The sequence below is a fragment of the Frigidibacter sp. RF13 genome (genome assembly GCF_026626305.1).
GTDB lineage: Bacteria > Pseudomonadota > Alphaproteobacteria > Rhodobacterales > Rhodobacteraceae > TMP-24.
Map to the genome: position 1 here is coordinate 144596 of NZ_JAPNUE010000006.1, position 22758 is coordinate 167353.

General features: G+C 63.8%; 20 protein-coding genes. 9 read left to right on the forward strand and 11 right to left on the reverse strand.

From position 1 onward, the window contains the following. Positions 1-18: 18 nt before the first annotated feature. The gene (locus OU426_RS13155) at positions 19-1521 is read left to right on the forward strand and encodes an aldehyde dehydrogenase (NADP(+)) (protein WP_267634484.1); all 1503 of its coding nucleotides are present in this window, start codon (positions 19-21) and stop codon (positions 1519-1521) included. Positions 1522-1559: 38 nt separating this feature from the next. Here the strand turns inward: OU426_RS13155 and OU426_RS13160 are convergent, their stop codons facing one another. Next, on the reverse strand, positions 1560-2552 hold the full coding sequence (locus OU426_RS13160) for an asparaginase (protein WP_267634485.1): 993 nt from the start codon (positions 2550-2552) through the stop codon (positions 1560-1562). A 196-nt stretch (positions 2553-2748) separates the two neighbouring features. Between OU426_RS13160 and OU426_RS13165 the strand changes: the two genes are divergently transcribed. Next, positions 2749-3264: an invasion associated locus B family protein gene (locus OU426_RS13165; RefSeq protein WP_267634486.1), complete on the forward strand. Its 516-nt coding sequence runs from the start codon at positions 2749-2751 to the stop codon at positions 3262-3264. A 3-nt stretch (positions 3265-3267) separates the two neighbouring features. Beyond that, the gene (locus OU426_RS13170) at positions 3268-4035 is read left to right on the forward strand and encodes an inositol monophosphatase family protein (RefSeq protein WP_267634487.1); all 768 of its coding nucleotides are present in this window, start codon (positions 3268-3270) and stop codon (positions 4033-4035) included. Here the strand turns inward: OU426_RS13170 and OU426_RS13175 are convergent. Next, positions 4032-4799, reverse strand: a complete 768-nt coding sequence (locus tag OU426_RS13175) for a DeoR/GlpR family DNA-binding transcription regulator (protein WP_267634488.1) — start codon at positions 4797-4799, stop codon at positions 4032-4034. The genes OU426_RS13170 and OU426_RS13175 overlap by 4 nt on opposite strands. A gap of 128 nt (positions 4800-4927) precedes the next feature. On the opposite strand from OU426_RS13175, the gene glpD reads away from it, so the two are divergent. Together glpD and glpK are read left to right on the forward strand one after the other, a co-directional pair. Further along, a complete protein-coding gene (glpD, locus tag OU426_RS13180) occupies positions 4928-6490 on the forward strand; it encodes a glycerol-3-phosphate dehydrogenase (protein ID WP_267634489.1) in 1563 nt (520 codons plus the stop codon). Further along, positions 6487-7971 carry a glycerol kinase GlpK gene (glpK, locus tag OU426_RS13185; protein ID WP_267634490.1) on the forward strand — a complete coding sequence of 495 codons (1485 nt, stop codon included), beginning with the start codon at positions 6487-6489 and terminating at the stop codon, positions 7969-7971. Before glpD ends, glpK begins: the two co-directional genes overlap by 4 nt. Before the next feature lie 58 nt (positions 7972-8029). Here glpK and OU426_RS13190 read toward each other — a convergent pair whose 3' ends face one another. From OU426_RS13190 to OU426_RS13215, 6 genes are all read right to left on the reverse strand, one after another. Further along, positions 8030-8251: a formate dehydrogenase subunit delta gene (locus OU426_RS13190; protein ID WP_267634491.1), complete on the reverse strand. Its 222-nt coding sequence runs from the start codon at positions 8249-8251 to the stop codon at positions 8030-8032. Continuing rightward, positions 8241-9059: a formate dehydrogenase accessory sulfurtransferase FdhD gene (gene fdhD, locus OU426_RS13195; protein WP_420712599.1), complete on the reverse strand. Its 819-nt coding sequence runs from the start codon at positions 9057-9059 to the stop codon at positions 8241-8243. Before fdhD ends, OU426_RS13190 begins: the two co-directional genes overlap by 11 nt. Further along, positions 9056-11935 (reverse strand): formate dehydrogenase subunit alpha, encoded by a 2880-nt coding sequence (gene fdhF / locus OU426_RS13200; protein ID WP_267634493.1) that lies wholly within the window; start codon positions 11933-11935, stop codon positions 9056-9058. The genes fdhD and fdhF overlap by 4 nt, the downstream gene beginning before the upstream one ends. A 91-nt stretch (positions 11936-12026) precedes the next feature. After that, the gene (locus OU426_RS13205; protein ID WP_267634541.1) at positions 12027-13556 is read right to left on the reverse strand and encodes a formate dehydrogenase beta subunit; all 1530 of its coding nucleotides are present in this window, start codon (positions 13554-13556) and stop codon (positions 12027-12029) included. A gap of 2 nt (positions 13557-13558) precedes the next feature. Then, entirely contained in the window at positions 13559-14026 is a 468-nt protein-coding gene (locus OU426_RS13210; protein ID WP_267634494.1) for a formate dehydrogenase subunit gamma, read from the reverse strand. Between the two features lie 105 nt (positions 14027-14131). Next, positions 14132-15016 (reverse strand): LysR family transcriptional regulator, encoded by an 885-nt coding sequence (locus OU426_RS13215; RefSeq protein ID WP_267634495.1) that lies wholly within the window; start codon positions 15014-15016, stop codon positions 14132-14134. 93 nt (positions 15017-15109) lie between these two features. Between OU426_RS13215 and OU426_RS13220 the strand changes: the two genes are divergently transcribed. From OU426_RS13220 to uvrC, 4 genes are all read left to right on the forward strand, one after another. Next, positions 15110-15913, forward strand: coding sequence for a S49 family peptidase (locus OU426_RS13220; RefSeq protein ID WP_267634496.1), 804 nt, complete (start codon positions 15110-15112; stop codon positions 15911-15913). 1 nt (position 15914) lies between these two features. Further along, the gene (locus OU426_RS13225) at positions 15915-16061 is read left to right on the forward strand and encodes a hypothetical protein (protein ID WP_267634497.1); all 147 of its coding nucleotides are present in this window, start codon (positions 15915-15917) and stop codon (positions 16059-16061) included. Further along, positions 16058-16843: an SDR family oxidoreductase gene (locus tag OU426_RS13230; RefSeq protein ID WP_267634498.1), complete on the forward strand. Its 786-nt coding sequence runs from the start codon at positions 16058-16060 to the stop codon at positions 16841-16843. Before OU426_RS13225 ends, OU426_RS13230 begins: the two co-directional genes overlap by 4 nt. Positions 16844-17184: 341 nt before the next feature. Then, the gene (gene uvrC, locus OU426_RS13235) at positions 17185-19047 is read left to right on the forward strand and encodes an excinuclease ABC subunit UvrC (protein ID WP_267634499.1); all 1863 of its coding nucleotides are present in this window, start codon (positions 17185-17187) and stop codon (positions 19045-19047) included. Between the two features lie 113 nt (positions 19048-19160). On the opposite strand, the gene OU426_RS13240 is transcribed toward uvrC, so the two are convergent. The 3 genes from OU426_RS13240 to parE all read right to left on the reverse strand — a co-directional run bounded on the left by OU426_RS13240 (position 19161) and on the right by parE (position 22676). After that, on the reverse strand, positions 19161-19700 hold the full coding sequence (locus OU426_RS13240) for a hypothetical protein (protein ID WP_267634500.1): 540 nt from the start codon (positions 19698-19700) through the stop codon (positions 19161-19163). Between the two features lie 86 nt (positions 19701-19786). Beyond that, positions 19787-20722 carry an HrgA protein gene (locus OU426_RS13245; RefSeq protein WP_267634501.1) on the reverse strand — a complete coding sequence of 312 codons (936 nt, stop codon included), beginning with the start codon at positions 20720-20722 and terminating at the stop codon, positions 19787-19789. Next, positions 20715-22676 carry a DNA topoisomerase IV subunit B gene (gene parE, locus OU426_RS13250; protein WP_267634502.1) on the reverse strand — a complete coding sequence of 654 codons (1962 nt, stop codon included), beginning with the start codon at positions 22674-22676 and terminating at the stop codon, positions 20715-20717. Before parE ends, OU426_RS13245 begins: the two co-directional genes overlap by 8 nt. Positions 22677-22758: the final 82 nt, after the last annotated feature.

Below are 22758 nucleotides of genomic sequence, written 5' to 3' on the forward strand. Positions count from 1 at the left end.
CTTTGGAAGGAGAAGAACATGCTGACCGGACGCCATCTGATTGCCGGGGACTGGGTCATGGGCGAGGCAACCTTTGCCTCGCAGCCCGCGAGCGGTGAGGCCCATGATTTCTCGGTCGGAACGCCTGCCCATGTGGACCGGGCCGCACGGGCGGCGGAAGAGGCCTTCTGGTCTTTCTCTTCGCTGACGCGCGAAGCCCGCGCCCGGTTTCTGGAACGGATCGCCGCCGAGATCGAGGTGCGGGGGGCCGAGATCACCGAGATCGGCCATCAGGAAACTGGCCTGCCCACGGCGCGGTTGGAAGGCGAGCGGGGGCGGACAGTCGGGCAGCTTCGGCTGTTTGCCTCTCATATCCGCAAGGGCGACTATCTCGACCGCCGCCATGATGCGGCGCTGCCGGACCGGGCGCCACTGCCGCGTCCTGAACTGACGCTAATTCAGCGCCCGATCGGGCCGGTCGCGGTCTTCGGCGCCTCGAACTTCCCGCTCGCCTTTTCGGTCGCGGGCGGTGACACGGCTTCGGCTTTGGCGGCAGGTTGCCCGGTTGTGGTGAAAGGCCATTCGGCCCATCCTGGCACGGGCGAACTGGTCGCGCAGGCGATCGATGCGGCGATCAAGGCCGAGGGGCTGCATCCCGGGGTTTTCTCGCTGATCCAGGGCGGACGACGCGATGTGGGCGAGGCGTTGGTGAAGCATCCGCTGATCCGGGCGGTGGGTTTCACCGGCTCGCTTGTTGGGGGCAGGGCGCTTTTCGACCTCTGCGCGCAGCGCCCCGACCCGATCCCGTTCTTCGGCGAGCTTGGCTCGGTCAATCCGATGTTCCTCTTGCCTTCCGCGCTGAAAGCGCGGGGTGGCGATCTGGCCAAGGGTTGGGCCGGATCGCTGACCATGGGGGCAGGGCAGTTCTGCACAAACCCCGGCATCGCGGTGGTGATCGACGGTCCTGACGCCGAAGCTTTCGTTGCGGCGGCGCGCGAGGCGGTGGGCGCGGTCAGTGCGCAGACCATGCTGACGGACGGCATCGCCGCCGCCTACCGCGACGGCCAGCGGCGGATTGCCGCCGGGCGCGGCGTGCGCGAAGTGCTGGTCACCTCCTGTGACCTGCGCACCGCAACGCCCTACCTCTACGAGGTTTCCGCCGCCGACTGGCTGGCCGATCATGCTTTGGCGGAAGAGGTCTTTGGCCCCTTGGGCCTGATCGTCCGGGCCCGGGACGCGGACGAAATGGAGCGGATCGCGCGCAGCCTCCAGGGCCAGCTGACCTGCACATTGCATATGGACGCTGCAGATACCGATCACGCCCGCAACCTGCTGCCTATCCTTGAACGCAAGGCGGGCCGGATCATTGCGAACGGTTTCCCGACCGGGGTCGAGGTCGCCGATGCGATGGTCCATGGCGGGCCCTATCCGGCCTCGACCAACTTCGGGCATACATCTGTGGGTACGATGGCGATCCGGCGCTGGCTGCGACCGGTCTGCTATCAGAACCTGCCGACCGATCTCATCCCCGAAAGCGCCTGACTCTGGGCCGGGGAGGCGCTGCTTCCCCGTACATCCGCTCAGCAGAAATCCGGTGCGGTGCGCAACTCGCCGGTCGTGAAGCCACGCCAGTTCTTTTGCGGCCCGGTCAGATAGTGAGCAACGACCGGATCGGCGGCGTCGAGCGCGCCCAGGCGAACCAGGATCGCGGTGATCGCGGCCTCGGCGGCGCGCGTGCCGCCGTCCATGACCTTCAACGCCACGCCGCGCTTCTGTTCGGGAAGGATAGCGATGAACACCGCCTCCGCCCCGGTCTTGACCGAGACCCGGCCACCCATTGCGCGCATCAGGCTCGTGCAGGACCGGCCTTCGCCGGCCACGAGGTCGGGGTGTTTCGCCATGGCTCGCGTCAACCGGAAGGCGGCGCGAGCGCGAGTATCGCCCTCCTCGCGCGCTCCGGCAAAGAATGACATCGCTCGCGCGAGTGCGTGGACGGAGGTAGCGAAGTTCGGCGCCGAACAGCCGTCGATACCCCAGCCGGGGCTGTCCATTCCGGTCACTTCCTCGAAGGCGGCGCGGACCGCTTTCTGGACCGGGTGCCCTAACTCGACATATTCGGATCCGCCGCCTAGATGCTGGTTCAGCGTCAGAAAGCCCGCATGCTTGCCAGAACAGTTGTTGTGCAACTGGCAGGGCGTTGCATCGGTCTTGATCAACTCGTCGCGGGCAGGCCAATCCGTGGGCCAGTGAGTGCCACAGCGCAGATCGGCTTCTCCGAGCTCAATATCCCTAAGCCAGCTGGCAACCGCCTCGGTGTGGATTGCTGCGCCTTGATGCGATGCGCAGGCCAGGGCAAGCTGCGCGTCCGTAAGGCCCGCATTGTCGGCCGCGCCGCTTTCAAGAAGCGGCAACGCCTGGAGCATCTTGCAAGAAGAGCGGGGGAAGATGATCGCGTCCGGGTCCCCCCAGGCCTCGACGATCGCGCCGGTCTCGTCGGTGATGACCGCATGGCCACGATGGGTGCTTTCAAGAAGCCCGCCACGCCAAACCTCGATCAGTTCCGCCGCTGCCATCGGTCCACCTTCCGTTGCTGCCCGTTTCAGCGATTTTTCGCCACATGCTGTGCCTACGGGTCTTTCCCTGCCGGGCTCCGTTGGGCTATGAGTTCAATATCGAGTTGGATTGGCTCCCGCCACCCAAAAACACGCGCGACCAGAGACCGGATCGGCGCGCCAGAATCAGGGCGGGGCAGAGGCTGGAGGGCGGACAATGAAGGTTTGGCAAAGTTGGATCGCGACTGCGGCCTTGCTGGCCGCGGGGACGGGCGCGGCGCAGGCGCAGGTTTCGACCAATCGGGTGGCCGCCAATACCGACTGGAGTGTTTTCGTCGAGGGCACCGATTGCTGGGGGGTGTCGGCGCCGAAGGAAACGGTGAACACCAAGGATGGCAAGTCGGTCGCGGTCCGTCGTGGCGACATCCTTCTTTTCATTACCTATCGGCAGGGCACCAAGGGTGAGATTTCCTTCACCGGCGGCTACCCGTTCGCGCCGGGATCGACGGTCGGTCTTGATGTCGGTGGAACCAAGTTCGACTTGTTCGTCGACGGCGAATGGGCCTGGGCCGGTTCGCCCGATGAGGATGCGAAGATCATCGCGGCGCTGAAGGCCGGGTCAGGTGCGATCCTGACTGCGCGCTCGGCGCGCGGAACCCAGACGCAGGATACATTCTCGCTTCTCGGCTTCTCTGCCGCCGTGGACGAAGCCGCCAAGCGCTGTGGTGGCTGATATATGCGCAACGCAGAGTTGGACGATGCGCTCGCGATAGCCGGTGCCGCCGCTGAGGCGGCACTTGGCTTTTTCCGGGGTCGTCTTGGGATAGAGTTCAAGGCAGACGAAAGCCCGGTGACGCAGGCGGACCGCGCGGTCGAGGCCGAGGTGCGCCGCCTGATTGCCGACCGTTTCCCGGGCCACGGCATCTACGGCGAGGAACATGGGATAGAGGGCGGCGACGCCCGCGCCCTTTGGGTCATTGACCCGATCGACGGCACCCGCAGTTTCATTTCCGGCCATCCGCTTTTCGGCTTCCTGCTTGCCCATCTCGTCGAGGGAGAGGTTGAGCTTGCCGCTGTCGGCATGCCCGCCCTGGGCGAGGTCTTTGCCGCCCGCCGGGGCGGCGGTGCGTGGAAAGATGGCGCGCGGCTGCAATCCTCGGGGCGCCGGACGCTTGAGGGCTCAACGCTTTATGTGAACGAGGGCGAGAAGATCTGGCGCGCCCACCCCGAGACCTTCGCGCGCCTGATGAATGCGGGCACGACCCGGCGGTTTTCTTACGACTGCTATCCTTATGCGCTTCTGGCCATGGGTCATGTCGACGTCGTGGTGGATTTCGATCTGCAACCCTACGATTACCTGACCGTTTCGCTTCTGGTCGAGGAAGCGGGTGGGCGGATGACCGACTGGGCTGGCGGGCGGCTGCACATGGGCGAGAGCGTCTCGACCGTGGCCGCCGCGACGCCGGACCTGCACGCGGCAGCGCTGCGCCTGCTGCAGGGCTAGCTCCGCTCCGCAACATTGACTGCGGTGTCCCAATCCGCGCATTTCCGGGCAAGCGGCTGAGGCAGGGGCCGGTCGGTGAAGATCGCCGCTAGGTCGCGCAGCGAGCCGATCCTGACCGGCGCCGCGCGCGTCAGCTTGGAGTGATCGGCGACGAGGAAGGCCTGCCGCGCCCGGCCGATGATTGCCCGGCTGACATGAACCTCCTGGCTGTCGAAATCCAGAAGCTCGCCTTCGTTATCCAGCGCCGAGGTGCCGATGATCGCGAAGTCGACCTTGAAGGCAGCAATCGCCTCGCGGGTCAGATCGCCAACCAGCCCGCCGTCCGACCGGCGCAAGACGCCCCCCGCAACGATCACCTCGCAGCTTTCGCTTTCGGCAAGGATATTGGCGATGTTGAGGTTGTTGGTCACCACCGTCAGGTTGCGGTGCCCGAGGAGCGCGCGCGCCACCGCCTCGGTCGTGGTGCCGATGTTGAGGAAAAGCGACGAGTTGTCGGGGATCGCTGCTGCGCAGGCCCGGCCGATCGCTGCCTTGGCGTCTGCGTTCAGATTGCGCCGTTCCGCATAACCGATATTGGCGACGCCCGACCGCAGGACCGCCCCGCCATGCACCCGCGCCAGCCGCCCGGCATCGGCAAGTTCGCTCAAATCGCGGCGAATGGTCTGGAGTGTAACGCCAAAACGTGTGGCAAGCTCCTCGACCAGGACTTTGCCCTCGGCCCTCGCAAGCTCCACGATCTCCATTTGCCTCAGGCTCAATACCATGGGGCCTCCCTTTCGGCCCATCTTACGAAAACGGCTCGCGTTGCAAAGCAAAAACGAACAAAAACGAAAGCACTATTTGACAAATCGCGCGTAGACGCCTTCAATTCCGTATCTTCCTGAGGTGCGGCATGGATTCGGACAGGCTTTACGACATTTTCATTATCGGAGGCGGTATCAACGGCTGCGGCATCGCCCGTGACGCGTCGGGGCGCGGCCTGTCCGTGTCTCTTGCAGAGATGAACGATCTGGCCTCTGCCACCTCGTCGGCCTCGACCAAGCTCTTTCACGGCGGCTTGCGATATCTGGAGTATTTCGAGATTGGCCTTGTTCGCAAGGCATTGAAAGAACGCGAAGTTCTTCTCAGCGCCATGCCTCATATCTCCTGGCCGATGCGCTTTGTCCTGCCCTATCATTCGGATATGCGGTTCGAAGGCGAGACGCCCACCTCGCGCTTGATGAATGTCTTCATGCCCTGGATGCGCGGCCGCCGCCCGGCCTGGCTGATCCGGCTTGGCCTGTTCCTCTACGATCATCTCGGCGGCCGGAAGATCCTGCCCGGCACCCGTACGCTCAACCTGCGGATGGATCCGGCGGGTCAGCCTCTGAAACGAAAATTCGCGAAAGCCTATGAATATTCCGACTGCTGGGTCGAGGATGCACGTCTTGTGGTCCTCAATGCCCGCGACGCGGCCGAACGCGGCGCCGAAATCCTGACCCGTACCCGCGTCACCGGGGCCGAGCGGACGGGCGATCACTGGACTGTCACTCTGGAACGCGGCGGGCGCACGGAAACACGCCGCGCGAAGGTGCTGGTCAACGCCGGCGGGCCCTGGGTCGAGAAGGTCGTGCGCGGCATTGCCCATATCGAAACGCAGGAATCGATCCGCCTGGTGCGCGGCAGCCATATCGTGGTGCCCAAGCTTTACGACCATGATCGCTGCTATTTCTTCCAGGGCGAGGATGGCCGGATCATCTTTTCCATCCCCTACGAGGAAACTTTCACCCTGATCGGCACAACCGACATGGATCACGGCGACGATCCGGCGGGACCCGTGTGTACCGAGGCCGAGCAGGACTATCTCTGTGCTTTCGCGTCGAATTATTTCGATAAGCCGGTGACCCGCGATCAGGTGGTCTGGACCTATTCAGGTGTCCGGCCGCTTTACAATGACGGCGCGAAATCGGCGCAGGCGGCGACGCGCGATTATGTTCTGTCGCTGAACAGTGAAGGCCCGCCGATCCTGTCGGTCTTTGGCGGCAAGATCACCACCTACCGCAAATTGTCCGAGGCGGCGCTGGCAAAGATCGCGCCCTTTCTCGCGCCCGCGCGCGGCGACTGGACCGCGGGTGTGGCCCTCGCCGGAGGCGATTTTACCGTCGGCGCGGCGCCAAGCCTCGGGGCCATGCTGAAACTCGACCATCCGTTCCTGAGCGACTACACCTGCCGCCGCATGGCACGCGCCTATGGGACAGAGGCGGCAAAGATCGTCGCCGGAGCGTCGCGCGCGGAGGACCTCGGCCGCGCCTTCGGTGCAGGCTTGACGGAACGTGAGGTCGATTGGCTGATGGCCAAGGAATTTGCGCGGACGGCGGAAGATGTGGTCTGGCGGCGCTCGAAACTGGGGCTCAGGATGACGGTCGAAGAGATCGCCGCGCTTGACGTCTGGATGAAGGAAAGGGCCGGAGCATGAGCCATATCGTCGCCATCGACCAGGGCACGACCTCCTCCCGCGCCATCGTCTTCGACCGCGAGATGCGGGTGAAGGCCTCAGCGCAGCAGGAGTTTACCCAGCATTTCCCCGCGTCTGGCTGGGTCGAACATGATGCGGAGGAAATCTGGTCCACCGTCACCGCCACCGTCCGCGGCGCCATCGACCGGGCGGGCTTGAGTGCCGCTGACATTACGGCAATCGGCATCACCAACCAGCGAGAAACAACAGTCGTCTGGGACAAGACCACCGGCGAACCTGTGTGTAACGCTATCGTCTGGCAGGACCGACGCAGCGCACCGCTATGTGAAAAGCTGAAAAAGTCCGGCTACGAGCCAATGTTTACCGAAAAGACAGGCCTGCTTCTGGACCCCTATTTCTCCGCGACCAAACTCAAATGGATACTGGACCAGCCCGGAAGCATTGGCCCACAGGCGAGGCGCGGCGAGTTGCTGTTTGGAACTGTGGACACCTTCTTGATTTGGCGGCTGACCGGAGGAAAAGTTCACGCCACCGACGCCACAAATGCCGCTCGGACGATGCTTTACAACATCCGCGAGAACCGGTGGGACGACGATATCCTACAGCTTCTGAACATCCCCCGCTCGATGCTGCCCGAGGTCCGCGACTGCGCCGCCGACTATGGTGCGACGCGGGCGGACCTCTTCGGCCGGGCGATCCCGATCCTCGGGGTCGCGGGCGACCAGCAGGCGGCGACCATCGGGCAGGCCTGCTTCCAGCCCGGCATGATGAAATCGACCTACGGGACCGGGTGCTTCGCGCTTCTGAATACGGGAAATACTCTCGTCGAAAGCCGCTCTCGGCTACTCGGCACCATCGCCTACCGGCTGAACGGCAAGACGGCCTATGCGCTGGAAGGGTCGATCTTCATCGCAGGCGCGGTCGTGCAGTGGCTGCGCGACGGGTTGAAGATCATCCGTGAGGCCAAGGAAACCCAGCCGCTGGCGGCAGCTGCCGACCCTGCACAGGACGTGGTCCTCGTCCCCGCCTTCACCGGCCTCGGCGCGCCCTACTGGAACGCCGATTGCCGGGGTGCCGTCTACGGACTCACGCGGGGCTCGGGCCCGGCGGAACTGGCAAAAGCGGCGCTGGAAAGCGTGGGCTATCAGACCCGCGACCTCCTGGAGGCGATGCGCGCCGACTGGCAAGGTGCGGCGGATGGCGTCCTGCGCGTCGATGGCGGCATGGTCGCCTCCGACTGGACGATGCAGTTCCTGGCCAACATCATCGGGGCACCCGTGGATCGGCCTGTCATCACCGAAACCACAGCCCTTGGCGCCGCCTGGCTTGCCGGGATGCAGGCGGGACTCTACCCGGACGCAGAAGGGTTCGCCCACACCTGGGCGCTGGACCGGCAGTTCAAGCCCGTAATGGACGAGGCGACGCGAGACGCAAGATATGCGCGTTGGAAACGCGCGGTCGCGGCAACACTCTCTGTCTGACCTGCCACGTTCTGTCCCGAAATACTCCGGGGGTGCGGGGGCAGAGCCCCCGCGCTTCTCAGGCGGCCTGCACCGGCCGGATCTTTGCCGAAGCTTCGACGACGAGCGGCTTCAGCCCCTGACCACCAGAAGCTATATGGTCGAAAAGCTGTTTGCGCATGCGCGGCTCCCAGAAGTCGCTGATATGGGCGGCGGTGCCCGCGACAGCCTCGTCATGCTTCTTCGATTCGAAGAAAGTGGCGATCTGGTTGGCCATGCGGATCATTTTTTCAGGCGACATCGGCAGCCTCGTTTCCGTCAAATCGTTCGGGATGGGTGAAAAGTTCAAATTCGGCGCCGCGCAGAACGGCGACGAGTGTCAGTCCGGCAGCATCGGCCTCGCCGATGGCGAGCGCGGTCGGGGCGGAGGCGGCCATCAGCACCGGCGCGCCGATCATCGCGGCCTTCTGCACCATGTCGACCGATACGCGGCTGGTGATGACCAAGGCGCCGTCGCTGGCCTTGAGACCCGCCCGCGCCATGGCGCCCGCGAGCTTGTCGAGCGCATTGTGGCGGCCGACGTCCTCGCGCCCGAGCACCACGCCCACGCCGGGGATGTAAAAGCCCGCCGCATGTGCCGCGCGGGTGGCGTCATTCAGCGCCTGATGGCGGAGAAGGCCTTTCATCGCCGCCTCGCAATCGGCGGGCGTCAGGCGCAGGCCGTCCGCGACGGGTGGCAGCGCGCGCATCGCCTCGGTGATCGAATCGATGCCGCAGAGGCCGCAGCCGACCGGGCCGACCTGGGCACGACGACGCGCCTGGAAACGGGCCTCTGCCTCGGGCCCGAGCCACATGCGCAGTTCGATCCCTTGCGGCAGTTCGACCAGCTCGGTTTCGCGGATTTCCGACAGATCGCCGACGATCCCTTCGGTCAGAGAGAAGCCCGCCGCGAAATCTTCCAGCGCGGCAGGCGTCGCCATCATCACCGCCTGCGTCGTGCCATTATAGACCAGCGCCACCGGCACTTCCTCGGGCACGGCGCGGGTTCCGCGCTGCCACCGCCCCGCGCGGAAGGCGCGGCGGTCTATGGCGCGGTGCGTCTCCATCACTCGGCCGCGGGCAGGATGCGGCGGGCCATGTCGGCCTGCGCCTCATATTCGACCTGCCATTCAGACGGGCCGTTCGAGGGGCTGACCTGGACCGCCGTGACCTTGTATTCCGGGCAATTGGTCGCCCAGTCCGAGAAATCGGTGGTCACCACGTTCGCCTGCGTCGTCGGATGGTGGAAGGTCGTGTAGACGACGCCGGGCGAGACGCGGTCGGTGATTTCGGCGCGCAATGTCGTTTCGCCGGACCGAGAGGACAGCCGCACGAAATCGCCATCCTTGACGCCGCGGTTTTCGGCGTCGTGGGGGTGGATTTCCAAGATGTCCTGATCGTGCCAGACGTTGTTTTCCGTCCGCCGCGTCTGCGCCCCCACGTTGTACTGGCTGAGGATCCGGCCAGTGGTCAACAGAAGCGGGAAGCGCGGGCCGGTCTTTTCGTCGGTCGCGACATATTCGGTCCGGATGAACTTGCCCTTGCCGCGCACGAAGCCGTCGACATGGACGAGCGGTGTGCCGTCCGGCGACTTGTCGTTGCAGGGCCACTGGATCGAGCCGCGCTCTTCCAGAAGGTCGTAGGTGACATTGGCGAACGAGGGTGTGGTCGCCGCGATTTCGTCCATGATTTCAGACGGATGGTTGTAGGTCCAACCCGCGCCCATCGCATTGGCGAACATCTGGGTCACTTCCCAGTCGGCATAGCCGTTCTTCGGCGCCATCACCTTGCGCACGCGGTTGATGCGGCGTTCGGCGTTGGTGAAGGTGCCGTCCTTCTCGAGGAAAGAGGACCCGGGGAAGAAGACATGGGCGTAGTTCGCGGTCTCGTTCAGGAAGAGGTCGTGGACGATGACGCATTCCATCGCGGCAAGGCCCGAGGCGACGTGGTGCGTGTCGGGGTCGGATTGCAGAATGTCTTCGCCCTGGCAGTAGAGCCCCTTGAACGTGCCCTCGACGGCCGCGTCCAGCATGTTGGGGATGCGAAGGCCGGGTTCGGACGAGATCGTGACACCCCAAAGCTTCTCGAAGATGTCGCGCACTTCGGGGTTCTTCACATGGCGGTAGCCCGGCAGTTCGTGCGGGAACGACCCCATGTCGCAGGAACCCTGCACGTTGTTCTGGCCGCGCAGCGGGTTCACGCCCACGCCGGGGCGGCCGATGTTGCCGGTCAGCATGGCGAGGTTCGCGATGCCGATGACGGTGGTCGAGCCCTGGCTATGTTCCGTTACGCCGAGGCCGTAGTAGATCGAGCCGTTCCGTGCACCGGCATAAAGCCGCGCCGCGGCGCGGACTTCGGCGGCCGGAACGCCGGTGAAGCCTTCGATCCGTTCGGGGCTGTGGCGTTCGTCGGCGGCGAATTCCATGTAATCCTGGAATTCGTCCCAGTCGCAGCGCTCGCGGATGAAGGCTTCGTCATAGAGTTTCTCGGTCACGATCACATGGGCGAGCGCGGTGACGATGGCGACGTTGGTACCGGGGCGGAGCGCCAGATGGTGGGCGGCCTTGATATGGTTCGACTGCACCATTTCGGTCCGGCGCGGGTCGACCACGATCAGCTTCGCGCCTTGGCGCAGCCGCTTCTTCAGGCGCGAGGCGAAGACCGGGTGGCCTGCGGCGGGGTTGGCGCCGATGACGATCGCCACATCGGTTTCCTCGACCGAGTCGAAGTCCTGGGTACCGGCCGAGGTGCCGAAGGTCTGGCCTAGGCCGTAACCCGTGGGCGAATGGCAGACGCGGGCGCAGGTGTCGGTGTTGTTGTTGCCGAAGACCGCGCGGGTCAGCTTCTGCACCAGATAGGTTTCCTCGTTCGTGCAGCGCGACGAGGTGATGACGCCGACCGAGTCACGGCCGTACTTGGCCTGGATCGCCTGCATCCGGTTCGCGGCGAATTCCATCGCCTCGGCCCAGGTCACTTCCATCCACGGGTCAGAGACACGCTCGCGGATCATCGGGTTCAGGACCCGGTCCTTGTGGGATGCATAGCCATAGGCGAAGCGGCCCTTCACGCAAGAATGGCCCCGGTTGGCCTTGCCCTGCTTGTAGGGGACCATACGCACGAGCTCGTCGCCCCGCATCTCGGCCTTGAAGGAACAGCCCACGCCGCAATAGGCACAGGTGGTGATGACCGACCGTTCCGGGGTGCCGATCTCGTACATCGACTTTTCTGCCAAGGTGCCGGTCGGGCAGGCCTGCACGCAGGCGCCGCAGGAGACGCAGTCGGACGAAAGGAACGTGTCCGACTTCATCCCGGCCTTCACCCGGCTGTCCCAGCCGCGCCCTTCGATCGTCAGGGCAAAGGTGCCCTGCACTTCCTCGCAGGCGCGCACGCAGCGCGAGCAGACGATGCATTTCGACGGATCGTAGCTGAAATAGGGGTTCGATTCATCCTTGGGGATGAACTGTGGATTGGCCTCGCCAGAATTGTCTTTGGCGCGGAAGTGGGTTTCCTTGGCCTCGTAGCGCACGTCGCGCAGGCCGACGACCCCCGCCATGTCCTGCAGTTCGCAGTCGCCGTTCGACACGCAGGTCAGGCAGTCCAGCGGATGGTCGGAGATGTAGAGTTCCATCACGCCCCGGCGGATGTCCTTCAACCGCCCGGTCTGGGTGTGGACCTTGATGCCGGGGGCAACGGGTGTGGTGCACGAGGCAGGGGTGCCTGCGCGGCCTTCGATTTCCACCAGGCAGAGGCGGCAGGAACCGAAGGCGTCGACCATGTCGGTGGCGCAAAGCTTGGGGACAGAAATTCCCACCTCCTTCGCCGCGCGCATGATCGAGGTGCCCGCGGGCACGGTCACGTCGAACCCGTCGATGGTCAGCGTCACCATCTCTTTGGCCTTCGAGGCGGGTGTGCCGTAATCCTGATCGGGAAGGATGAAGTCTTTCATGCGCGGGCCTCCTTCATACGGACGGCGTGGGTCTGAGGCGCCAAGAATTTTCGAAAATTCTTGGCAAAATTCTTCGAAGAATTTTGCGCGCTCATTCTGCGGCCTCCTTCGAACGGGCGAAGTCGTCGGGGAAATGGGTCACGGCGCTCATCACCGGATAGGGGGTGAAGCCCCCAAGGGCGCAGAGCGAGCCGAGTTTCATGGTGTGGCACAGGTCTTTCAGGATCGGCATGGCCGAGGGGTCGCCTGCTGCGATCCGGTCGACGGTTTCGACACCGCGGACTGCGCCGATGCGGCAGGGGGTGCATTTGCCGCAGGACTCAATGGCGCAGAATTCCATCGCGAAGCGCGCCATCTTCAGCATGTCGGCGCGGTCGTCGAAGATCGTGAGGCCCGCGTGTCCGATAAGGCCGTCCTTGCCTGCGAATTCCTCGTAGCCGAAGGGCGTATCGAAGAGCGAGGTCGGGAAATAGGCGCCCAGGGGGCCACCGACCTGCACTGCCTTCACGGGCCTGCCCGAGAAGGTGCCGCCGCCAATGTCGTTGACGATCTCGCCGAGCGTCAGGCCGAAGGCGGTTTCATAAAGCCCGCCGTATTTCACGTTACCCGCGATCTGCAGGGGGATTGTGCCACGCGACCGGCCAAGGCCGAAGTCGCGGTAGAAGGCCGCGCCCCTGTCCATGATGACCGGGATCGTCGCCAGCGAGATGACGTTGTTGACGACCGTGGGCTTGCCCATGAAGCCCTGAAGGGCAGGCAGCGGGGGCTTTGCGCGCACAATCCCGCGCTTGCCTTCGAGCGAATTCAGCAGCGAGGTTTCTTCGCCGCAGACATAGGCGCCTGCACCTACGCGGACCTCCATGTCAAACGCCCTGTCCGAGCCGAGGAGCGTGCGACCGAGCAGGCCCGTCGCGCGGGCGATCTTCAGCGCATCGTCCATCACCTTGATCGCATCGGGATATTCCGAACGGATATAGACATAGCCTTTGGTCGCGCCGACCGCGACACCGGCGATGGCCATGCCTTCGATCAGGACGAAGGGATCGCCCTCCATGATCATCCGGTCGGCGAAGGTCGCACTGTCGCCCTCGTCGGCGTTGCAGACGATGTATTTCTGGTCGGCCTGCGCCTCATGGACGGTCTTCCACTTGATGCCGGTCGGAAAGCCCGCGCCACCCCGGCCGCGCAGGCCGCTGTCGGTCACTTCCTTCACGATCTCGGCGCCGGTCAGCTGAAGCGCCCTGCGCAAGCCTTTGAGGCCACCCTCGGCCTCGTATTCCAACATCGACAGTGGGTCGGTCCGGCCGCAGCGCGCGAAGGTCAGGCGCGTCTGGTTCTTGAAGAAGGGGATTTCCTCGACAAGGCCGACGGCCTTGGGGTGGTCACCGAAATTTGCGTCGAAGAGCGAAGGCACGTCATCGGCGCCGACCATGCCGAAGCCGGTGCGGCCTGCGGGTGTCGCGACTTCCAGAAGCGGCTCCAGCCAGACCATGCCGCGCGAGCCGTTGCGGATGATGGTCACGTCCTGCCCGCGCTTCGCAGCCTCGGCCCGGACGGCTGCGACCAGCTCCTCCGCCCCGCAGGCCTTGGCGGCAGCGTCACGGGAAATGTAGATCGTCAGGCTCATGCGTCGATCTCCGCGATGATCTTGTCGAAGCGCTTCTTGGTCACCAGACCCACGACCTTGCCGTCGACCATTGCCGCGGGGCCGCAGGCGCAAAGGCCAAGGCAGAAGACGGGTTCCAGCGTGACCGCGCCGTTCTTCGTCGTCCCGTGCCAGTCGACGCCCAGCGTTTCGCGGGCGTGATCCGCCACCCGGTCGGAGCCGGCGGCCTGGCAGGCCTCGGCCCGGCAAAGCTTCACCACGTGCCGGCCCGCAGGTTCCTCGCGGAAGTCGTGGTAGAAGGACATGGTACCATGAACCTCGGCCCGGCCGATGTTCAAAACTTCGGCAATCACCGGGATCGCCAGCTGCGGCACATGGCCATATTCGGCCTGGAGCGCATGGAAGATCGGCAGAAGCGGCCCTTCAAGTGCCAAATGGTCCGCGATGATCTCGCGCACGCGCTCCTCTGACGGGGTGGCTGGCATGGGTCCTCCGGGGCTCGCTTTTGTCAGGCCTCGAAAATACGTCTCGGCGATTGAGGGATCAATATCAATATACCGTTGATTGATAGGATAAACCTATCAATCTCTTCAAACCGTCGCGATCCGCCGCGCCTCGTCCAGAAGCGACGCAATGACCGGCGTATGCGGCTCGCGCCAGGCGGCGATCAGACCGACAAGGTGGTGCGCGTCACCGTCATGGATCGGTACGGCGACGAGCCCCGATCCCTTACCGAACATCTCGGCAATGGTCTGTGTGACGATCGAGGCCCAGCGGCCAGTGGCGACATGGGCGACCAGCGCGATCGAGGAGTTCGATTCGACATTCGGTTCGACCGAGGCGCCCGCCTCGGCGAGGTGACGGTTGATGATCCGCCGGTTCTGCATGTCGGATGTCAAAAGGCACATCGGCTGCGCCGCCGCCTCTTTCCATGACACCGACGAACGGCCTGCGAGCGGGGAAGAACTGGCCACCAGAAGTCGGTAGGTTTCCTCGTACAGTGGCTGGGTCGTCACCCGGCCAAGCGGCTCGTTTTCCAGATAGGTGACGCCCGCATCGAGCTCCAGCCGCTCGATCTCCTCAAGGATCTCGTAGGAGGTGCGCGACAGGATCGTCACCTGGACATTGGGGTTGCGGGCAAGATAGGGCACCGTCAGCCGACCGACCATCGGCAGCGCTGTCGGAATGACCCCCAGACGCAGGTTGCCTGAGACGCCGGATCGAAGCGCCCGCATTTCCTCGCGCATCGTGCGAGTGTCGCCGACGATCCGAAGTGCCCAGTCGAGCACCCGTTGGCCCTCGGGTGTCAGTCCCTGAAAGCGCGCGCCGCGAAAGACTAGCTGCACGCCCAACTGGTCCTCAAGCTGCTTGATTGCGGACGAAAGTGACGGTTGCGTTACGCCCACCGCCTCGGCCGCCCGGCCGAAGTGCCGTTCGTTGGCCAGCGCTATGAACATTTCCAGCTTGTCGATCATTGCGTGACCCTACGCGAGGCCGCTGCCTCCGAACAGGGGGCAGCGGACCCTCTCATCCTTGCCCCGGGGACGTATCCGGCCTACATCTCGCCCATGCGTCGTTTCATCCCTTTCGTGAAATCCCCGCCGACCGTTTCGGTCCTCCGCCTGCAAGGCGCCATTTCGGCCGGTGGCCGCACTGGCGGCGGGCTGAATGACGCGGCTTTGGCGCCAGTCATCGACAAGGCGTTCCGCAAGGGTAAACCGCGTGCCGTGGCGTTGGTGGTCAATTCGCCGGGCGGCTCGCCGGTGCAGTCTTCGCTGATCGCCGCGCGCATCCGCCGGCTGGCCGAGGAAAAGAAGATCCCCGTCCATGCCTTTGTCGAGGATGTGGCGGCCTCGGGCGGCTACTGGCTCGCCTGCGCGGCCGACGACATCTGGCTCGATCCGTCCTCGGTAGTGGGGTCGATCGGCGTGATCTCGGCCAGTTTCGGCTTCCCGGAGTTTCTCAATCGTCATGGCATCGAGCGGCGCGTTCATACCGCCGGGGCCTCGAAGAGCTTCCTCGACCCGTTCCGCCCCGAGAAGCCCGAAGACGTGGAGAGACTGCGCCGGGTGCTGGAGCCGATCCATGACGGGTTCAAGGACCATGTGCGCGCGCGCCGCGGGACACGGCTGTCGTCCGACCGCGATCTTTTCACCGGCGATATCTGGGTGGGCGCGCAGGCGCTTGATGTTGGCCTCGCCGACGGGATCGGCCATCTGGTGCCGAAGCTGAAGGCGCTTTACGGCGACAAGGTCAGGCTGGTACCGCACGGGGTGAAAAAGCCGTTCCTGCAGCGCTTTTCGGGCCGGTTGCTCAGCGGGGTGGCCGACGAGATAGAGGAGCGTGCCCTCTGGGCGCGCTACGGGCTCTGACATGTTGGCAAAGGTCGTCGTCCTTTTCCTGATCAGCATGGCAGTTCTGGCGATGTGGGGCCGGTTTGCGGCGCAACGGCGGATCGGCCGCTATTGCACCCATTGCGGCAATCCGCATCCCTGTGGCTGCCCGAAGGGGCAGGCATGAGGCGCGCGCTTGTAACCGGGGCGGCCCGGCGGCTTGGCCGCGAGATGACGCTGTATCTCGCCGGTCGCGGATATGATGTGGCGATCCATTATGCGACGTCGACTGACGAGGCCGAGGCAGCGGCCGACGCGGCACGCGCCTTCGGTGTCCGCACCGTGACCCTTAAGGCGGACCTTCTGGAGGAAGATCAGACCGAGGCGCTTGTCGGGCGCGCGGCTGAGGCGCTGGGTGGACCGCTCACCGTTCTGGTGAACAATGCCTCGACCTTTGACTATGACAATATCCGCAGCGCGACCCGGCAAAGCTGGGACCGCAATATCGGTAGCAACCTGCGCGCGCCCTTCGTTCTGACCCAGCATTTCGCCGCACAATGCCCCAAGGCCGCGCGTGGTGCGGATGGCGCGCTCGCCCAGGGGCTCGTCGTCAACATGCTTGACCAAAGGGTGCGGAAGCTGACCCCCGAATTCATGAGCTACACGATCGCTAAGATGGGCCTTTGGGCTTTCACCCAGACGGCGGCACGGGCGCTGTCGCCGGACATAAGGGTCAATGCCATCGGACCGGGGTCGACGCTGAAGGGCGAGCATCAAAGCGAGGCGCAGTTCGATCTGCAGCGCGCCGCCTCGCCGCTGCAACGTGGTGCCAATGCCGCCGATATCACCGCGGCGCTCGGCTTTTTCCTCGATGCACCGGCTGTCACCGGGCAGCTTCTGTGCGTCGATGGCGGCCAGCACCTTGCCTGGAGAACCCCCGATATCATCGGCCATCCGCTGCCGGGCTGATCCCTTTTTCATGCGCTTTTTGGCCTTCCTCAGCGGCAGGTTGCGTTAACTTTTCCACTTTCGGCCCCACGGTCACAAAGGTATTACAAATCTGCCAATATTTTCAGGACCTTACCTGATATCACAAAAATACTGTTTAGAATCAACATATTGAGAAACTGCCTAATTTTTAGGCAAACCAAGGAACCCGCCCCGATTCAACGAAAATTTCGCCCGCGCCAAATCTTGTCACCAGACTTATCCACACATTCCGTGGACAGGTTTTCACTTGCACACTCGCGAATAAGATTGCAGCGCTTGAGGAGAATCGGCGCCTGCTTTCGCCCACCCGTCGGAAGGCCATGACCAAGAGCGAAAAGCCCCTGACCGGACATGCGGTCATCCAGTCTTACCTGCGGCTTTTGTCCAGCCAGCCGGGCGTCTACCGCATGCTCGATGCCGAGGCGCGGGTGCTCTATGTCGGCAAGGCGCGAAACCTCAAGGCGCGCGTTTCGAACTATGCGCGGCCGGGTGGCCACAGCGCGCGCATCGCCCGGATGATCGAGCAGACCGCTTCGATGATGTTCCTCACCACGCGCACCGAAACCGAGGCGCTGCTGCTCGAGCAGAACCTGATCAAGCAGCTGAAGCCGCATTTCAACGTGCTGCTGCGCGACGACAAATCGTTTCCGAACATCCTCGTCAGCCGCGAAAGCGCCTTTCCGCAGATCAAGAAGCACCGGGGGGCGAAGACCGAGAAGGGCGACTACTACGGCCCCTTCGCCAGCGCGATGGCGGTGAACCGCACGTTGAACCAGTTGCAGAAGGTCTTTCTCTTGCGCAACTGCTCGGACGCGATGTTCGCCTCGCGCACGCGGCCCTGCCTGCTTTACCAGATCAAGCGCTGCTCGGCGCCTTGCACCGGCATGATTTCCGAGGCCGACTATGGCGCGCTGGTGGGTGACGCCGAACGTTTCCTGCAGGGGCGGACGACAGCGGTGCAGGAAAAGCTGGCGGCCGATATGGCGGCAGCGGCCGAGGCGATGGAATATGAACGCGCCGCGGCGCTGCGCGACCGGATCCGGGCGCTGACTCAGGTCCAGCAGGCGCAGGGGATAAACCCGCGCGGCGTGACCGAGGCGGACGTGATTGCTCTGCATATGGACGGGGGGCAGGCCTGCGTTCAGGTCTTCTTCATCCGCGCCAATCAAAGCTGGGGGAACCGCGATTTCTACCCTAAGACCGGCGCCGGCGCGGGTGAGGCCGAAGTGCTGGAGGCCTTCCTTGGCCAGTTCTACGACAACAAGGAACCGCCGCGGCTGATCCTGTTATCGCACGGGATCGAGGATGCCGACCTGATGGTGCAGCTTCTGTCCGACCGGGCGGGCCGCAAGGTCGAACTTGCCGTGCCGCAGCGGGGCGAGAAGGCGGAACTGGTGGAAAACGCCGCCCGCAACGCGCGCGAAAGCCTGGCCCGGAAGATGAGCGAGACGGCGGCGCAGTCGAAGCTGCTCGATGCGCTGGCCGAAGCTTTCGATCTGGAAGCCCCACCGCAGCGGATTGAAATATATGACAATTCCCATATCCAGGGCACCAATGCCGTGGGGGGAATGGTCGTGGCGGGGCCGGAGGGGTTTGTCAAAAGCCAGTACCGGAAGTTCAATATTCGTTCGGAGGCGGGGGCGAACAGCGACGATTTCGGGATGATGAAGGAAGTGCTGACCCGTCGTTTCGAGCGGCTGTTGAAGGAAGACCCCGATCGGCAGTCGGGCGCCTGGCCCGATCTGCTGCTGATCGACGGGGGCGCGGGGCAGGTCTCGGCGGTGGCGGGGATATTGGAGGATCTGGGCGTCAAGGACGTGCCCTTCATCGGCGTGGCCAAGGGCATCGACCGTGATCTGGGGAAGGAGGAGTTTCACCGGCCCGGCGAACGGCCCTTCGCGCTGCCGCATAACTCGCCGGTTCTCTATTTCATTCAACGGCTTAGGGATGAGGCGCACCGCTGGGCGATCGGCGCCCACCGGGCAAAGCGCGCCAAGGCCGTGGGGGCCACGCCGCTGGATGAAATCCCCGGAATCGGCGCCACGCGGAAACGGGCGCTTCTGGCCCATTTCGGCTCGGCCAAGGCGGTCAGCCGGGCGGGGCTGGCCGATCTGAAGGCGGTCGAGGGCATATCGGAGACGATGGCGCAGACCGTCTATGACTTCTTCCATAGCGGCGGCTGACGGGGCGGCCAACTGGGCGCCGACGGGCCGAAACCCCCGTCCCGCAACCGTCCCGCATCCGTCCCGACAGCGTATGGCATCCGTCCCGACACGTGTCCCGACAGATCGCGCGCTCAGCGGCGCTTCGACCAGGCGTCGCGCCAGACCCCGCCCTCGCGGATACGGTAGGTCCGGTCGAGGATCACTGCGGCCGCATCGACGGTGAATGTGCCCTCCTCGATCAGGTTCTCCGCCGCCTCGGCCGTGTGGTAGAGGCGGTAGGTCCAGACGTCATTCGCGACGCTTGCCAGATGCACCATCTTGCGCCGCGCCCCGTCGCTCAGGGCCTCGGTATAGGTGCAGCGCCCGACGGTCAACGTGCAGTCGCTGGGCTTGTAGCGGACGGTCAGCCCGCCGACCTCTGCCCTCACCGCCTCGCCCCGCCGGTTCGACCAGACGGCGACCTTGGCCGGATCGCCCTTGGACCCGTCGCGGGTGAAGGCAAACCGATAAAGCCCGCCCTCGGGGCCGAGATAGGTGACGGCCGTATTGCCGTTCTCCGCCCGCCAGCGAACGGTCTGACCCTCGGTCATCAGGGTGACGTCGAAGGCGGTTTCGGCGCGGAGGGGGAGGGCAGTGAGGCAGAGGAGTAGGAGGGTGAGGAGGGGGCGCATGCGGGCTCCGGGGGGTAGGGTGTGTGATTTCACGCAGCGGTGTCGGAATTGGCGTGCGTGAGCACCGGTCCAAAGGCTCCTTAGCCCTACATACTACTGTTCCAGAATTGGGAATTGATTTCGCCCGATTGGTGATAAACTCTGACCTGCCTAAATACCTCTGCAGCGTCAGTGTTCTCCCTGCAAAGCCGATCTGCCGCAGACCAGTCTATTGCGGGCTTCAGTCGAGCCTGAACTAGTATTGATGTTTCCGTCTCTTCACTCACGGATAGAAGAATAACACCTATCCCATGCTGCGCAGAAAGCATTCGCAATTCATCGAGAGTTCCTGAACCTGAAATTTCTGCGGCCACAAGGTATCCTAAATTAGCCCACGCGGAGTTGCTCAATGCCTGAAAAAACACTTCCCGCGCATTTGATCGGTTTACTAACCTTTTGACTTCAAATGACCATAACCGTGTTTCCGGGTCAGATCTAACGTTGACGAGCTGCCTAATTGCGTCAGACCAACGGCGCCCCACCGCTTCAAAGCCAATCAAGTCGGGGTGTAGCCACTGGTTGCCGCGTGGCCCGTGGCGATTTGATGAGCGAAGCTCATTTATTCTCTTAGAATAGACGCCATGTTCAGTTGCAAGATATTCAGATAATCGGGGATACAGGTCGTGCTCTTTGAACTCCCTTGGCTCATTTGAGATCGCTTCATCCTCGATTGCCGCAACCTCTTGTTCCTCCGTTAGCGATGTATAGTAGTAACGGCGAGGTCGATCCTCTGTCATTCTGAGGTTCGGATGTTTTTCGATGGAGTATTTGATGGAGCCTATTTCTGCCTGAACCTGCAGTATCATTTCAGAGATACCGCCGTCTTTGATAGATTGATTTCTACTCTTCTTACGTTTTGATTCTACCCAGTCTGGGTTTTCTTCAACTATCGTTTCGGCAAGTTTTCGTGCGGTCAGACGTTCTCCTTCGCGATTGCCCAACGACGCAGCCGCAAGCTCTACAAGTGTCTTGGTTTTAGACATCCAGCTCCTCCACGAACCGCGCGTTCTCGCTGATATACTGGAACCTCAGTTCCGGCTTCTTGCCCATCAGCCGCTCGACAAGGTCCGAGGTCTCGCCCGGTTCGTCCTCGTCGATCGAGACACGGATCAGTTTCCGAGTCTCGGGGTTCATGGTCGTGTCCTTCAGGTCCTTGGCGTCCATCTCGCCCAGCCCTTTGAAGCGCTGGACGTCGATCTTGCCGCCACGGTTCGCGCCGAGGCCGGTCTTCAGCCAGTATTCCTTCTCTTCGTCGTTCGAGACATAGCGGCGGATCGCGCCTTGCGTCAGCCGGTAGAGCGGCGGGCAGGCGAGGTAGAGGTGGCCCTTGTCGATCATCGGCCGCATCTGGGTGAAGAAGAAGGTCATCAGAAGCGAGGCGATATGGGCACCGTCGACGTCGGCGTCGGTCATGATGATGACCTTGTCATAGCGCAGGTCGTCGATGTTGAACTTTGTGCCCATGCCGCAACCAAGCGCCTGGCAAAGATCGTTGATTTCCTGGTTCTGGCCCATCTTCGATGAGGCGGCGCCAAGGACGTTGAGGATCTTGCCGCGCAAGGGCAGGAGCGCCTGGTTGGTGCGGTCGCGCGCCATCTTGGCCGAGCCGCCCGCGCTGTCGCCTTCGACGATGAAAAGCTCGGTCCCCTCGCGGTTGGTTGCGGAACAATCGACAAGCTTCCCCGGCAGGCGCAGCTTCTTGGTGGCAGATTTGCGGGCGGTTTCCTTTTCCTGCCGGCGGCGCAGGCGTTCTTCGGCGCGCAGCACAAGGAAATCGAGGATGGCGCCCGCCGATTTGGTGTCGGAGGCGAGCCAGTTGTCGAAATGGTCCTTGACGGCGCCCTCGACCAGACGCGCGGCTTCGGTCGTCGCAAGCCGGTCCTTGGTCTGGCCCACGAATTCCGGCTCGCGGATGAAGCAGGAGACGAGCGCGCAGCCGCCTGCCACCATATCCTCACGCGTGATGAGCTCGGCCTTGCGGTTCTTGACCAGATCGCCATAGGCGCGGATGCCTTTCAGGACCGCGGCCCAGAACCCCGCCTCATGGGTGCCGCCCTCGGGCGTCGGCACGGTGTTGCAGTAGGAATGGATGAAACCGTCGACAGAAGGCGTCCAGTTGATTGCCCATTCGACCTGACCGGGAACCCCGAATTTTTCCTGGAACGAGACTTTTCCAGCGAAGGGCCGGTCGGCATAGGTCGAGGCTTTCTGGAGCTGTTCGGAGAGGTAATCGGCAAGGCCGCCGGGGAAGTGGAAGGTGGCCTCCTGCGGGGTTTCGCCGTCACTGATTGCCGATTTCCAGCGGATCTCGACGCCCGAGAAGAGATAGGCCTTGGACCGCACCATCTTGAAGATGCGGGCGGGCTTGAAACGGTGATGGCCGAAGATCTGTTCGTCGGCATGGAAGGTGGTGGTGGTGCCGCGGCGGTTCGGGGTCTGGCCGATTTCCGTCACCGGGCCCAAGGGAACGCCGCGGGAAAAGCGCTGTTCGACGATCTTGCGGTCGCGGGCGACCTGCACGACCATCGAGTCCGAGAGCGCATTGACGACCGAGGCGCCGACGCCATGGAGGCCCCCCGACGTCTGGTAGGCGTCGCCGCCGAACTTGCCGCCGGCATGCAGCGTGCAGAGGATGACTTCCAGTGCCGACTTGCCGGGGAATTTCGGGTGCGGGTCGAACGGCATGCCGCGGCCGTTGTCGCGGATGGTGATCGCATAGTCCTCGTGCAGTTCCACCTCGATCCGGTTGGCATGGCCCGCCACCGCCTCGTCCATCGAATTGTCGAGGATTTCCGCCACGAGGTGGTGGAGCGCCCGTTCGTCCGTGCCGCCGATATACATGCCGGGGCGCTTGCGGACCGGTTCCAGCCCCTCGAGCACCTCGATCGAGGAGGCGTCATAGGTGCCGGACCCGCCGGAGAGGAGATCGTTGGACATGGGGGCTCGCTGCTCGGATCTGTTCTTGGTGGGCCAGATTAGACCCGGGGCGAGCGGGGGGCAAGCGGGCCGCCAAAGGAAA